This window comes from Pseudoalteromonas sp. 20-MNA-CIBAN-0454 (assembly GCF_040308685.1).
Lineage (GTDB): Bacteria > Pseudomonadota > Gammaproteobacteria > Enterobacterales > Alteromonadaceae > Pseudoalteromonas > Pseudoalteromonas nigrifaciens.
Map to the genome: position 1 here is coordinate 27,199 of NZ_JBEOOB010000037.1, position 14,450 is coordinate 41,648.

The 14,450-nt window shown below is 42.0% G+C and carries 13 protein-coding genes; 7 read left to right on the forward strand and 6 right to left on the reverse strand.

Annotated elements, in window-relative coordinates:
• Positions 1-79: 79 nt before the first annotated feature.
• Positions 80-1,438: a glutathione-disulfide reductase gene (gene gorA / locus AAEZ22_RS15440; protein WP_086996592.1), complete on the reverse strand. Its 1,359-nt coding sequence runs from the start codon at positions 1,436-1,438 to the stop codon at positions 80-82.
• Positions 1,439-1,643: 205 nt separating this feature from the next.
• On the opposite strand from gorA, the gene prlC reads away from it, so the two are divergent.
• Both prlC and AAEZ22_RS15450 read left to right on the forward strand, forming a co-directional pair.
• The gene (gene prlC, locus AAEZ22_RS15445; RefSeq protein ID WP_193039026.1) at positions 1,644-3,695 is read left to right on the forward strand and encodes an oligopeptidase A; all 2,052 of its coding nucleotides are present in this window, start codon (positions 1,644-1,646) and stop codon (positions 3,693-3,695) included.
• A 204-nt stretch (positions 3,696-3,899) separates the two neighbouring features.
• The gene (locus tag AAEZ22_RS15450) at positions 3,900-4,658 is read left to right on the forward strand and encodes a class I SAM-dependent methyltransferase (protein ID WP_089367660.1); all 759 of its coding nucleotides are present in this window, start codon (positions 3,900-3,902) and stop codon (positions 4,656-4,658) included.
• A 200-nt stretch (positions 4,659-4,858) separates the two neighbouring features.
• On the opposite strand, the gene AAEZ22_RS15455 is transcribed toward AAEZ22_RS15450, so the two are convergent.
• From AAEZ22_RS15455 to gpmM, 4 genes are all read right to left on the reverse strand, one after another.
• Positions 4,859-5,599: a divergent polysaccharide deacetylase family protein gene (locus AAEZ22_RS15455; RefSeq protein ID WP_179807181.1), complete on the reverse strand. Its 741-nt coding sequence runs from the start codon at positions 5,597-5,599 to the stop codon at positions 4,859-4,861.
• A gap of 72 nt (positions 5,600-5,671) precedes the next feature.
• Complete coding sequence (locus AAEZ22_RS15460; protein ID WP_352297919.1) at positions 5,672-6,937, reverse strand: S41 family peptidase; 1,266 nt, start codon at positions 6,935-6,937, stop codon at positions 5,672-5,674.
• Between the two features lie 68 nt (positions 6,938-7,005).
• Positions 7,006-8,148 carry a murein hydrolase activator EnvC family protein gene (locus tag AAEZ22_RS15465; RefSeq protein ID WP_352297922.1) on the reverse strand — a complete coding sequence of 381 codons (1,143 nt, stop codon included), beginning with the start codon at positions 8,146-8,148 and terminating at the stop codon, positions 7,006-7,008.
• 3 nt (positions 8,149-8,151) lie between these two features.
• Positions 8,152-9,696, reverse strand: a complete 1,545-nt coding sequence (gene gpmM / locus AAEZ22_RS15470) for a 2,3-bisphosphoglycerate-independent phosphoglycerate mutase (RefSeq protein ID WP_089367686.1) — start codon at positions 9,694-9,696, stop codon at positions 8,152-8,154.
• A 627-nt stretch (positions 9,697-10,323) separates the two neighbouring features.
• On the opposite strand from gpmM, the gene AAEZ22_RS15475 reads away from it, so the two are divergent.
• From AAEZ22_RS15475 to gpsA, 4 genes are read left to right on the forward strand one after another with little or no spacing between them, the layout of a single operon-like run.
• The gene (locus AAEZ22_RS15475) at positions 10,324-10,755 is read left to right on the forward strand and encodes a rhodanese-like domain-containing protein (RefSeq protein ID WP_058372459.1); all 432 of its coding nucleotides are present in this window, start codon (positions 10,324-10,326) and stop codon (positions 10,753-10,755) included.
• A 31-nt stretch (positions 10,756-10,786) separates the two neighbouring features.
• Positions 10,787-11,056 (forward strand): glutaredoxin 3, encoded by a 270-nt coding sequence (gene grxC / locus AAEZ22_RS15480; RefSeq protein ID WP_011327079.1) that lies wholly within the window; start codon positions 10,787-10,789, stop codon positions 11,054-11,056.
• A 39-nt stretch (positions 11,057-11,095) separates the two neighbouring features.
• Positions 11,096-11,584 carry a protein-export chaperone SecB gene (secB, locus tag AAEZ22_RS15485; protein WP_011327080.1) on the forward strand — a complete coding sequence of 163 codons (489 nt, stop codon included), beginning with the start codon at positions 11,096-11,098 and terminating at the stop codon, positions 11,582-11,584.
• A gap of 3 nt (positions 11,585-11,587) precedes the next feature.
• Positions 11,588-12,595: an NAD(P)H-dependent glycerol-3-phosphate dehydrogenase gene (gene gpsA / locus AAEZ22_RS15490; RefSeq protein ID WP_011327081.1), complete on the forward strand. Its 1,008-nt coding sequence runs from the start codon at positions 11,588-11,590 to the stop codon at positions 12,593-12,595.
• A gap of 217 nt (positions 12,596-12,812) precedes the next feature.
• Here gpsA and trmL read toward each other — a convergent pair whose 3' ends face one another.
• The gene (trmL, locus tag AAEZ22_RS15495) at positions 12,813-13,277 is read right to left on the reverse strand and encodes a tRNA (uridine(34)/cytosine(34)/5-carboxymethylaminomethyluridine(34)-2'-O)-methyltransferase TrmL (protein ID WP_352297926.1); all 465 of its coding nucleotides are present in this window, start codon (positions 13,275-13,277) and stop codon (positions 12,813-12,815) included.
• Between the two features lie 110 nt (positions 13,278-13,387).
• Here trmL and AAEZ22_RS15500 point away from each other — a divergent pair, with 110 nt between their 5' ends.
• Positions 13,388-14,305 (forward strand): cation diffusion facilitator family transporter, encoded by a 918-nt coding sequence (locus AAEZ22_RS15500; RefSeq protein ID WP_310735838.1) that lies wholly within the window; start codon positions 13,388-13,390, stop codon positions 14,303-14,305.
• Positions 14,306-14,450: the final 145 nt, after the last annotated feature.

The following is a 14,450-nucleotide window of genomic DNA, read 5'->3' on the forward strand; positions in this document are numbered from 1 at the left end:
AAAATTGTACGTTACTTGGTCAGCTTAGTTCGTTTTCCAGAGTTAGCAAATGTAAAGTTTCACTTTTCCAGAGAAAAATTTACATAGTAACAAACTCTTCTGAGCCAGTCGGGTGTATAGCAACCACAGCATCAAAGTCAGCTTTAGTAGCGCCCATTTTCATGGCGACAGCAAAACCTTGAATCATTTCGTCTACAGCAAAACCTATACCATGCAAGCCGACCACTTTTTCATCTGGACCTGCGCACACTAGCTTCATTTTACAAGGCTGGCGATGTTGCGTAACCGCGGTATACATAGCGGCAAAAGCTGATTGGTATACTTTTACGTTTTCTGCACCGTATTGCGATATAGCTTCTTGCTCTGTTAAGCCAATAGTACCAATGGGTGGATGACTAAATACTACTGTAGGAACTAAGCTGTAATCCATTTTTAAATCATCTGGCAGTTCTTTATTAAATAAGCGCTCAGATAAAGTACGCCCAGCTTTAACTGCTACTGGGGTAAGCTCAATGCCGTTTTCGATAATGTCGCCCACAGCGTATACGTTTTTAGCTGTGGTATTTTGGTACTCGTCTACTTTAACAAAACCTTTGCTGTTAACTTCTACGCCTGCTGCAGCAATATTAATTGCATTTGTGGTTGGCTCGCGGCCAATAGCCCAAATTACTTGGTCTACGTTATGGCTTTTACCATTATCTAAATGCAAGGTTACTGAGCCGTCGTCTTCTTTAACCAACTTATGTGGTACAGATTCGGTATGCAGCGTAGGGCCTTCTTTTGCCATTACTTCAACTAGCGTATCGATTATATATGGGTCAAAGTTACGCAGTGGTGCGTGTTTACGCACAAATAAATGCGTGTCAGTGCCCAAGCTATGTAGTACGCCTGCAAGCTCTACAGCAATGTAACCTGCGCCAATAACAGCAACGCGTTTAGGTTGCTCTTTAAGCTCAAAAAAGCCATTAGAGTCAATGCCGTGCTCAGCACCTTCAATGTTTGGAATGCTTGGACGACCGCCAACAGCAATTAAAATATGATCAGCAGTATAATGCTCACCATCTACTTCAACTGTTTTATTATCTACAAATTTAGCAAAACCTTTAATTACGGTAACGCCGTTGTTTGCAAGGCCATTATCGTAACCTTTATGGATTCGGCCAATGTAGGCTTCGCGGCTTTCTACTAATTTGCCCCAATCAAAACCTTTTACTTCAACATTAAAGCCGTAATCAGGCGCATATAAATTAATTGCTTCAGCAACTTGAGCACCATGCCACATTACTTTTTTAGGCACACACCCTACGTTTACACATGTGCCACCCATATGTTTTGCTTCAATAAGTGCTACTTTAGCGCCACGCATTGCCGCACGGTTTGCCGACGCAATACCGCCGCTACCACCGCCAATTGCAATATAATCAAAATGCTGAGCCATGTTTAATCCTCAAAGTTTATTTAACTGTATTGTGCCGATGATAGCATATGCTCAAGGCAAATCACTTAATCAGCATAGGTAAAATTACCATACACCCTGTATAAACGAAAAAGATCTTATTGCGATCAGCATAAGCTTAAATGCTCTTGTATTTAGTCACTTTGCCCCAACTTTAATGCTTATAATGCACAAATTTGAGATAAATATGACCAATGCAAACACTAACCCATTAATTGGGCTTGAAGGCTTACCGCCATTTTCAAAAATAAAGCCAGAGCACGTAGTGCCAGCACTAAAGCACGGGATTGAGCAGTGCCGCCAAGCCATTGAAGATGTGCTTGCTAAAAAATCATACACTTGGAACGATTTAGTACTGCCACTAGAAGAAGCCGATGATAAATTATCACGGATGTTTTCGCCGGTATCGCATTTAAACTCAGTAATGAATAACGACGAACTACGTGAGCAATACGAGCAATGTTTACCACTTATTTCTGAGTACTCAACTTTTGTAGGGCAGCATCAAGGTTTGTTTGCAGCTTACAACGCGTTATATAACAGTGATGAATTTAAAACCCTCACTACCGCTCAGCAAAAGTCGATTACTAATGCATTACGCGATTTTAAATTATCGGGTATTGCACTAGAGCCCGCGCAGCAAAAACGTTATGGCGAAATTAGCGCGCGTTTATCAGAGCTGGCCTCTAAATTTGGCAACAATGTTATGGATGCCACATTGGCTTGGCATAAACACATTACCGATGAAAGTGAACTGGCTGGTTTACCAGAGTCGGCGTTGGCTTTAGCTGCCGATACCGCAAAAAGTAAAGAATTAGACGGCTGGGTATTTACGCTCGATTTTCCATCGTACTTACCTATTATGACCTACGCCGATAATCGCGAATTACGCGAAGAAACATACACAGCGTTTTCTACACGTGCGTCTGATCAAGGCCCTAATGCGGGTGAATTTGATAACTCAGCAATTATGAGCGAAGAGCTAGCGCTACGTCATGAACTAGCACAGTTGCTTGGCTTTAATAGCTACGCTGAAAAGTCACTTGCCACTAAAATGGCTGAGACGCCTGCACAAGTATTCTCATTTTTAGAAGACCTAGCGGCTAAATCAAAACCACAAGCAGAGCAAGAACTTGCAGAGCTACAAGCCTACGCAGAGCAAAAACACGGTATTACCGAACTAGCAGCGTGGGATTTTGGTTATTACGGTGAAAAGCTTAAGCAAGACAAATACGCCATTTCAGACGAAGTACTCCGCCCGTATTTTCCAGCTAATAAAGTATTAAGTGGTTTGTTTGAAACAGTTAACCGTTTATTTGGCATTAGTGTAAAAGAAGTCAGTGATTTTGACAGCTACCACAAAGATGTACGCTTTTTTGAAATATACGACAGCAGTAATACGCTACGTGGCCGTTTTTATCTCGACTTATATGCTCGCGATCATAAACGTGGTGGCGCATGGATGGACGACTGTATGGGGCGTAAAGTACGCGCTAGCGGCGAATTGCAAACACCAGTGGCGTATTTAGTTTGTAACTTTAACAAGGCAATAGGCGATAAACCGGCCTTGTTTACTCATAACGAAGTAACTACATTATTCCATGAGTTTGGCCATGGTATTCATCATATGCTAACTCAGGTAGATGCAGCGCCTGTTGCAGGCATTAACGGCGTTGCATGGGATGCGGTAGAGCTACCAAGTCAGTTTTTAGAAAACTGGTGCTACGAAGAGCAAGCACTTAGCTTTATTTCAGGGCATTACGAAACCGGCGAGCCACTACCAAAAGAGCTACTAGATAAGTTACTAGCGGCTAAAAACTATAACTCGGGCATGCAAATGCTGCGTCAGTTAGAATTTTCGTTATTCGACTTTAAAATACATAACGACTACGTAGCCGGTGAGCCATGTAATATTCAAGCTGTGCTTAACGAGGTTCGTAGCCGTACCTCGGTGATTAAAGCGCCAGAATTTAACCGCTTTCAGCATGGCTTTAGCCATATTTTTGCCGGTGGTTATAGCGCAGGTTATTACTCGTATAAATGGGCAGAAGTACTCTCTGCCGATGCTTATTCTAAATTTGAAGAAGAGGGCATTTTTAACCCAGAAACAGGGCGAGCATTTATGCAGCACATCCTAGAAAAAGGCGGCAGCGAAGAGCCAATGGAATTATTTAAAAACTTCCGTGGCCGCGAGCCAAATGTTGACGCACTTCTTCGCCACAGCGGTATTGCTGCCTAAAGTATAAAGTTAACTCTATATACTTTGAGCTACACACAAGCACATGGCGCTCAGTTTTCATTGCAAAACTGAGCGCTTTTTTACAGCATTTGAACTTTAATTACTCTCAAATTCAAGACTATTGTTTTCCTTTCATTGCTAATTTAATGCTTTAAACTAAGGCGCTTGATATACTGAAAAAGTATTTTATCGTCGGAGTGTAGAGTGGTTATTAAGTGTGCCTTTAAAGAATGCCGTCCTTATTTAAATGAGTTAGAAACACGTTTTGGCTTAGCCCATTGGGCAGATCAAAGCAGTGGCTTTAGCCTGCATTACGATGATACAGGCCTGAGCTTATATAAAACCGATGAGCCTAAACTAGGCGCAATAAGCGTTGACTTTGTTACGGGCGCTGCAGCGCACAGACGAAAGTTTGGCGGCGGTAAAGGCCAAGCAATTGCCAAAGCAGTAGGCTTAAATAAAGGGGCTACTCCGGTAGTTCTCGACGCTACAGCAGGGCTAGGACGTGATGGTTTTGTATTAGCGTCGCTTGGTTGTAAAGTTATATTGCACGAACGCCACCCCGTAGTTGCAGCACTTTTATACGATGGTCTGCAGCGCGCATACAACGACATTGAAATTGGTCCGTGGATGCAGCAAAACATGAGCCTCATATTTGGCTCAAGCCATACCTTACTTGCTCAATGCGAAAGCATGCCAGATGTAGTTTACTTAGATCCTATGTTTCCGCATCGCGAAAAATCAGCTTTAGTTAAAAAAGAAATGCGCGTATTTCAAGACTTAGTAGGCGCCGACACCGACGCCGACGATTTACTCGAATTTGCCTACCCACTTGCCAGTAAGCGCGTGGTAGTAAAGCGCCCCGACTATGCCCCGTTTTTAAACGATAAAACTCCTAGCATGCAAATTAAAACGAAAAAAAACCGCTTCGACGTATATGTAAAAGCTGCGATGAATAAATAAATATTATTCTAATGCATTATCAAATTTCTACTTTTTGTCGCTGAAATCATACTGCGACATAACGTGGGTATATCCAGGGATTAGCTACATTAGGTACTAGGTCGAAATTAGCCACGGTCAGTGTTTAAGTTGTGCGTAGGCAGGGCTTTATGCCGCGCTTATTAAAGAGCTGGCTTTTACTAACCGCTGCAATTTACTCTTTAGTACTTCTCTGCCAGTTGTATATATTTACGCTCTACCAGCTTAGATACGGGTACTAATTCAAAACCTTGTTTGCTGAGCTGTGGTAAAACGTGGCGTAAAAATGCGATTGTTTCAGGGTAGGGGTGGGCAATTGCAATGGCAAACTTATGCTCAGTAGCGTGTTGTTTTAGCTCATCTAGGCGCAGTTGTAACTGTTCTGGTGTGGTTATGTTATCTAAAAAAATATGACGGCCAATATTTTCAACGCCTAAAAAGTTAGCGGCATTTTGTGCCTGGCTTAATTCAGTGGTGCGGCTATCTAAAAAGTATAAATGTCGCTTTTTAAGCACTTCCATTATCCACCTCATAGCTTGACCTTGCTGGGTGAGCGCCGATCCCATGTGATTATTAACCCCTTTAACTTGCGGTAAACTGGCCAAAGCAGTGCCAAGTATTTGCTGTATCTGCTCTTTATTCATATTTAACGTAAGTGCGCCAGGGCCAAGCTCCTTGCCGTTAAGTGCTTGCATGGGAATATGCAGTAATAACTCTTTATTTGTTTTACTGGCTAAAGTGGCAAAAGCTTGTGCATAAGGCGTGTGAGGCAAAATTGAATACGACACTTGGCCAGGCAAAGTTAACAGTTCTAAATCTCTCTGGTGATAGCCTATGTCGTCTATTACTATCGCTATTTGCTTGGCTTTAGCATTGAGTGACGCAAAACCAAGCATCAATATCAGCCCTATAATTACTTTCATCTTTATCGCTTTTTAAATTTATAGTTTTTATTATTTTTAGAGCTTATTAATTCAACATCAGTAAGGCTAAAATTATTGCAGGTTAAGTAATTGTTTAGCTTTAGCTAATTGTAAATCAGTTACCTTGCTGGCTAGTTGTGTTTGTTTGCTTTTAGCTTGCTGGTTTTTGATTATAACGGCTTTATCACTTTGTGAAAGGGTTGTTTGATTAATCGCCACGTCGGGCGTAATACCAACACCCTCGATTGATTTCCCCAAAGGAGTGAAGTACTTAGCTGTAGTGAGCTTTAATGCAGTGCTGCCATCACCAAGTGGAATAAGCGATTGCACTGAGCCTTTACCAAAAGATTGGCTGCCAACAACCTTGGCGCGGTTATTATCTTTTAATGCGGCAGCTAAAATTTCGGCTGCTGATGCCGAGTTTTCGTTAATTAGCACGACAATAGGGGCGCCTTTTAAAATGTCTCCGTGTTTGGCATAAAAAGCTTTATTTGCCTCGTTATAGCGCCCTTTGGTTGTAACAATAGTACCGTTTTGTAAAAACAGATCCGATACCGCAACAGCGCTTCTAAGTGTACCGCCGGGGTTATCACGTAAATCAATAACTAGGCCTTTAAGTGGGTGCCCAAAGTGATTTTGCATGGCTGCTATTTGCAAAGCCACTTCATGTAAAGTGTGGTTAGAAAAACTATTGATAGCTAAATAACCGCTGCCTAAATCTAAGCGCTGACTAGTAACGCTTTCAAGTTTTATTTTACGGCGACTCACATTAAAATTAAGTGGTTGCGGTTGGTTATCACGCTTTATGGTTAAGCTAATATTGCTAAGTTTGCTTGCTGTTATTAGCTGAGCAACATGCTCTACGGAGCTGTGTTGTGTTGTTTGATTATTAACGCTAATGATAATGTCACCGGCCATAACCCCAGCACTTTTAGCAGGTGAGTTATTCACTACATTTACAATGGTTACACTGTTATTTATTTGTTTAACCTCAATACCTAAACCGGTATAGCGGCCATTAGTGTTATCAAATAAAGTATTTAATTCGTGTTCATCAAGGTATTTAGAATAGGGATCGAGCTGGGCATATAAATGCGCAAATTGTTGGTTGTTATAGCTAGTATGTGTGGTGTTTTGGAGTGCAAGATCTTCAACGTAGTAGGTATGAATATTAAATAGGATTTCGGTTATTTGTTGGTTTTTTAATTCTTTAATCGAACTAGAAAACACATTAGCTGAAAAGCTAATAAAAACAAATAGGGCAAGTAAATACAGGCTTAAGCTAAGCGTAAAGCCTGTATTTTTAAACCATTTTGCTACGGTGCTTTTTTTGTCCATCGGCTGCTCCAATGCGGCGCAGCGGTTAATTTATACCAATGGTATGTTTTAAATAAGATTGGTATTTGCTAAATGCGTTTGCACCATTTTTCAGGATTTACTGCACGCCCTTTATGGCGCATTTCAAAGTATAGACCAGAACTTGCTTGCCCGCCGCTTTGGCCAACTAGCGCTACAGTTTCGCCTTCTCTTACCATGTCGCCAACATCTTTCAATAAGGTTTGTGCATGGCCGTAAAGGCTCATAAAGCCCTCACCATGGTCAACTACAATTACCCAGCCGTAGCCTTTTAACCAATCGGCAAATACCACTTGGCCGTTATGAACACTGTTAATATTGCTGCCTTCTTTTGCGCCAATTAATACGCCTTTCCAGTCAATACCACCGTGTTTTCGTTGTCCAAAAGTGTGCTCTAACTTACCTCGGCTTGGCCAGTTAAGTTTGCCTTTGCTATTATTGAGGCCGAGTAATTCAACTTTTTTATTTTTTTCTTTCTCTAGCTCTTCAATAGTTGTGATCAGTGTTTGTTGGTTTTCTTTTAAATAGTTAATTGAGCTTTTAGTGCTGTTTAGCTGTGCCTGTAAATTTTTTAAATTGGCTTGGCGTTCACTTTGAGCACTAACTAATGCGGTTTGGCGTCTTTTTTGTTCGTCATGCAGGTTGACTAGTTTTTGCTTTGTTTTAGCCAGTTCAGCCTGGTTTTGCGCTATTTGTAACTGCAGCGATTTTAGCTCTTCGAGTTGTTCAATACGGGCTTTATTTAAATAATTATAATAGCTTAGAGTGCGCTCAAACTTAGCTGTATCTTCTTGGTTGAGCAGCATTTTTGCATAATCATCGTCGCCACCGGCCATATAAGCACTTTTAAGTTGCGCAGCTAATGCGTGTTGAAACTGTGCATGTTGTTGTTCGAGTTGATCGGCTTTTTGCTGTTGCAGTTGTTGCTGTTGTTCGGTTTTTTTAACCGACTGCTCAGCCATATTTAGGGCTTTGGCGTTTTTAGCTATTTCGAGTTCGTGCTGTTGTAGGTTTTTTTGTAGCGTGGCAACTTTTTTGCGTTGCGCGTTGTATTCAGATTGGCTTTGCTTAAGTGCCGTTTGTACTTCGCTGAGATCTTTTTTGGTACGATCTTCATTAGCGACTGCAGTTGCAGTCGCTAAAAAAGTCAGTATTAAAATTAGCTTAGTAACGCTATTAATACATTTTTGCATAGATTATTTCAACGTCATGATAGGTTTGCCTGTCATTTCAGTTGGTTGCTCCATGCCCATTAAGTGCAGCATAGTAGGCGCTACATCACTAAGCGCCTTACCCTCAGATGGTGTTGCGTCGCGGCCCACGTAAATAAATGGCACCGGCTCGCTAGTATGTGCAGTATGGGCTTGGCCTGTTTTAAGGTTGGCCATTTGCTCAGCATTACCATGGTCGGCAGTAATAAGCGCTTCACCGCCATATTCGTTAAGTGCAGCTACTACGCGGCCAATACAGTGATCAACTGCTTCGCAGGCTTTAACTGCCGCTGCAAATACACCAGAGTGACCCACCATATCGCCGTTAGGGTAGTTACAAATAATAGCGTCGTATTTACCACTTTTAATTGCCGCAACGAGTTTGTCGGTAAGCATTTCTGAATTCATTTCGGGCTGCAAATCGTACGTTGCAACTTGTGGTGAAGGAATAAGTTCGCGGGTTTCACCGTTAAATTCGTCTTCGCGGCCACCACTAAAGAAAAACGTTACGTGGGCGTATTTTTCGGTTTCAGAAATACGTAGTTGAGTTTTACCGTGTTTTTCAAACCATTCGCCAAGTACGTTTACCAGTGGCGTGGGGCCAAATGCAACCGGGGCGTCTATATCTGCAGCGTATTCGGTCATCATTACAAAGGCGCTAAGGGCAGGTGATTTTTGTTTGGCAAAACCGTCAAAGTTAGGCTCAACAAATGCACGTGTAATTTCACGGGCGCGATCGGCTCTAAAGTTAGCAAATATAACCGTGTCGCCATCGTTAATTTGTACAGGCTCTGCGCCTGCAGGAGTAATGGTGCTTGCGGCTACAAACTCATCGTTTTCGTCGCGCTCATAAGCAGCTTCAAGTGCGCTTACGCCAGTCGGGTAGCTAAAGTCGCCTTGTGCTAACGTAAGTAAGTTATAGGCTTTTTCTACGCGGTTCCAGCGGTTGTCTCTGTCCATTGCGTAATAACGGCCAATTAGCGATGCTAAGCGGCCACATTGTAGCTTTGCAAATACTGCTTCAATGCGTTCAATAGAAGCTTTAGCACTGCGTGGAGGTGTGTCGCGGCCATCTAAAAAGCCATGAAAGTACACCTCTTTTGCACCGCGTTTTGCAGCAAGTTCAATACTTGCCACAATATGATCTTCGTGGCTGTGTACGCCGCCTGGGCTTAATAGCCCCATAATGTGCACGGCTTTATCGGCACTTACGGCTTTATCTATGTTATCGACTAGTGCAGGGGTAGAGTCAAACTCGCCATCGTTTATCGCTTTTGTTATACGGGTAAAGTCTTGATAAACAACGCGTCCTGCGCCTAAATTAACGTGGCCAACTTCAGAGTTGCCCATTTGACCATCAGGAAGGCCTACATCAAAACCCGAAGCTGAAATTAATGTGCGCGGGCGGGTGGCCCATAATTCATCTAATACAGGGGTGTTTGCAGCCAGAATCGCATTACTTTGCTCATCTTCGCGGTATCCCCAGCCATCTAAAATCATTAATACCAGTGGTTTTTTATGCTCTGACATAGTCACTCCTCAAGGTTAACGTTGCGATAAAACACGCTAACATTACCGCTAACATGCTGATGCTAAGCATACCGTGTTTTATAGCTAGGATCAGCAATCAAAATAAGATATTAAAACTTTTTAATATCTGGCTAAAAATTAACAACAAGCTATTACTTTGTTCTTACTAAAAGCGCCTCGTAAAAGCGTATTATGCTTTGCCTTAACTCGCATTTTTAGCTGATTTGGGTATACTTGCGCAGCTAATACCAATTTTATTAAAAACATGCACATTCTAGCTGATTAAATAGCTCACTAACTGCGTTAAAAATAATTTATATAGAACAACTATATACCATCATATTTTTACTTGTTATTGAATCATTTATTGACGCTACAATAGCCCATTAATTTAATGCAATTGGTATAATACCAACTTTATTAAAGCGCTGTGTATGCGAGTAAGGTAAATTAGGTATATATTGTGTTTAAAATTTCACAAAAGTTAGCGCTTCTGTTTAATTTTATGTTGTTTGTGAGTAGCTTACCTCTTGTTATACTTGCTTATAGGGTTAATGCAATTGGTATTGAACGAAAAAAATAGCTAAAACATCACGTTTTAGGATGTAATTTTATAGTGGATGTCGAATGGATCAATATATTGAATTTATCACCAATCACCCAATTTTAAGTGCAGCTTGGGTGGGTATTGTGTTTCTTATTGTTAGTGGTTGGATAAAAAGTAAACTCTCAGCAGTGCGCCAAATAAACCCTCAGCAGTTAACGCTGCTTATCAACCGTGAAGACGGTCAAGTTATTGATATGCGTGCGCAAAAAGAGTTTAACACCGGACATATTGCCGGTGCTCAGCATTTAAGCCCTGAAAATGCGAAAAAATCTGACTTTTCAAGCCTTGAAAAGTATAAGAGTAAACCCATTATATTGGTATGTACTACAGGCATGACCGCTTCAGGAACTGCAACCGCTATGCATAAAGCGGGTTTTGAGCAGGTAAGTGTGTTATCTGGTGGTATGGGCGCGTGGCAATCTGCGAGCTTACCAACTACAACCGGTCGCTAATAAATATTAGCAGTCCGATAGAGGATATATTATGAGTAATGTTGTTTTATACACCAAAGCGTATTGCCCTTTTTGTCAACGTGCTCGTGCACTTTTAGACAGTAAAGGTGTGCAATACACAAACTTTGATATTGGTGTACAGCCTGAGCTGCGCGATGAAATGATCGCCAAAGCAGGCGGCGCAAGCACGGTACCGCAAATCTTTATTAATGATGAGCATATAGGTGGCTGCGACGACATGATGGCAATAGAAGCACAAGGTCAACTTGATAAAAAGCTAAATGCCACACTAAACGCTTAAATTTAACTAATTATAATAACGAACAGGTTAAGGATTACAATGAACGAAGAAACGCAAAACGCAGCAGCACAACAAGAAACTGGCGCACAATTTACTATTCAACGTATTTACACAAAAGACGTGTCGTTTGAAACGCCAAATTCTCCAGCTATTTTTCAAAAAGAATGGACACCAGAAGTTAAGTTAGACCTAGACACTCGCTCTAATAAGTTAGACGAAGGTGTATTTGAAGTGGTTTTAGCACTAACAGTGACTGCATCTATTGGCGAAGAAACGGCCTTTTTATGTGAAATTCAACAAGCAGGTATTTTTACTATTGCTGACGTTGAAGAAACACAACTTGCTCATATGCTTGGTGCATTTTGCCCTAACGTATTGTTTCCATATGCGCGTGAAGCAGTTTCTAACCTTGTTAACCGTGGTACTTTTCCACAGCTTAACCTTGCGCCAGTTAACTTTGACGCATTATTTGCACAATACATGCAACAACGCACAGCGCAAGCTGAGCAGGCATCAGTAGACGCTTAAATTATGAGTACAGCAACTTCAGCTGTTACTGTATTAGGGGCGGGGTCTTATGGCACCGCCCTTGCTATTTGTTTAGCCCGAAATGGTCACCAAGTGACACTTTGGGGGCGCAATAGCGACGACGTTGCCACGCTTGCAGCTGAGCGAAAAAATCAACGTTACTTACCTGATATTCCTTTTCCCGACACTTTAACTCTTGAAGCCGACTTACAACGTGCTGCTGCAAGTAATGAAATAGTGTTAGTGGTTGTGCCTAGTCATGCATTTGGCGACACCTTAAAGCAAATTAAACCAGCTTTACAGCAAGGCGCAAAAGTTGCGTGGGCAACTAAAGGGTTAGAGCCAAATACCGGACGCTTATTACAAGAAGTTGCAGTACAAGAGCTTGGTGATGCAATTCCATTAGCGGTGCTTTCGGGGCCAACATTTGCTAAAGAAATGGCAATGGGATCACCTACTGCTATTTCGGTTTCATCCACCTCTACAGAGTTTGCACAACAGTTAGCTGATTTACTGCATTGCGGTCGCTCATTTAGAGTGTACAACAATGATGATTTTATTGGCATACAGCTAGGTGGTGCGGTTAAAAACGTTATTGCTATTGGTGCAGGCATTTCCGACGGTGTGGGTTTTGGCGCTAATGCACGCACGGCACTAATTACTCGCGGCCTTGCAGAACTAACACGCTTAGGCTGTGCTTTGGGTGCAAAACCCGAAACCTTTATGGGGATGGCAGGCCTTGGCGATTTAATTTTAACCTGCACAGATAACCAGTCACGTAATCGTCGTTTTGGTTTAGCGTTAGGTAAAGGCGAAAGCGTAGAGGCTGCAATAGAGTCTATAGGCCAAGTGGTCGAAGGCTTTAGAAACACTAAAGAAGTGTATTTATTAGCGCAGCGCAGCGGTGTAGAAATGCCAATCACCGAGCAAATTTATAAAGTACTGTACGAAAATAAAGACATGAAAGAAGCGGCTATGGCCTTATTAGGCCGAGAGCAGCGCTCAGAATAAAAGGGCAGCTTTCATAAAGCTAAATTTTAGGTGTCAGATTTTAGGTATCAGGTTTTAGGTAGACATTAGCCTAGCTCGGTGTTTTTTTAAACCGTAGGCGGGCTTAATGTCGCGCAGGTTAATCTTTAAACCCTGCGCGAGGTAAACTTCCACCTACAAGTTAGGCGCTTGGTTTATATCATTTACCTAAAACCTTGCGCCTAAAACTCTTTACTTCTTACTTTGCGCCCGGAAACCCAAGCTGGCGCCAGGATTCATACACAAACACCGAAACCGCGTTAGATAAGTTCATACTGCGGCTATTGGCTTGCATTGGAATACGTACCCGTTGCTCGTTTGGAAGCGATTGAATTAGCTCATCCGGAAGGCCGCGCGTTTCAGGGCCAAATACTAAACAGTCGCCAGCCTCGTATTGTGCCTGATGATGAAATTGGCTGCCTTTAGTGGTGCAAGCGTATATTTTTTTAGGTTTGCATGCCTCTAAGTAAGCATCAAACGAAGCATGGCGCTGTACATGGCTAAATTCATGATAATCAAGGCCGGCACGTTTTATTCGTTTGTCATCCCATGCAAAGCCAAGTGGCTCAATTAAATGTAGTGAATAGCCCGTATTTGCACATAAGCGAATAATATTACCCGTATTCGGTGGGATTTCAGGTTGGTATAAAACAATATCCAGCATAACGAGCCTTATAAAATATTCAGTAATTTAACGATTTGCAGTATACACAGAAAGCGTGTAAAAAACTGATATACTCACTTTATTCAATACACTTATTAACGGATAAATACGTGCATAATCGCAGTTACGAATTTTGGGTAAAAACCTCTAGTTTAGTCACTATGGTCATGGTGAGCTTAATGATTGCAGCTAAAACCTGGGCATGGCTTGCCTCGGGTTCAGCGTCAATGCTGGGCTCATTAACCGATTCACTCATGGATATTACCGCCACAGCTATGAGTTTTTTAGTATTAGGTTATGCGCTGCGCCCCGCCGATGACGACCACCGTTTTGGTCACGGCAAAGCCGAAGCGCTCGCTGGGCTAGGGCAGGCCGCATTTATTGCAGGTTCTGGCTGTTTATTAGCGTTTCATAGTATAGAGCGCTTGTTTAATCCTTTAGAGCTCACTCATTCATTGTTAGGTGTATGGGTAAGTATTTTTGCCATTGCCTGTACGTTAGTGATTGTATTTGTACAAAATAAAGTAGTTAAACATACCGAATCTATTGCAATAAAGGCCGACTCAGTACATTACAAAGGAGATTTGATTTTAAATGCTGCGGTGCTACTGGCTATTTTACTCTCGTATTATGGTGTGTTGTACGCCGACCCTATTTTTGCAGTTGGCGTTGCCGGTTATCTACTTTATAACAGCTGGGATATAGCCCGAGATAGCGCAGAACACTTAATGGACAAAGAACTGCCAGATGAAGAAAAACAACGCATTTTAGATGTTTCGAAAAGCCATACTGACGTACGCGGTGTACACGGCGTTCGTACCCGCCAAGGTGGGAAAGTTAAGTTTATTCAACTGCATTTAGAGCTTGACGATCACCTAAGTTTAATCCGCGCGCACAACGTAGCCGATGAAGTAGAGGCAATGATCACTAAAGAATTTGAGTCAGAAGTTGATATTCTAATTCATCTAGATCCTTTGTCTTCTGTGGAATTGAGTGACACTGAGGGAGTAGCGGTAACTGAACCGTAAGCAAAGCTGGTATTTCAGGTTAAAACCACGCAAACACAGGATTTAACCTGATACCTAATACCTTAAACGTGAACTACCCATCGACGCCACTCCGTGTCGATCAATGGGCTTCTACAGCCTTGACTTAGAGACTAGGCTGCTTCTT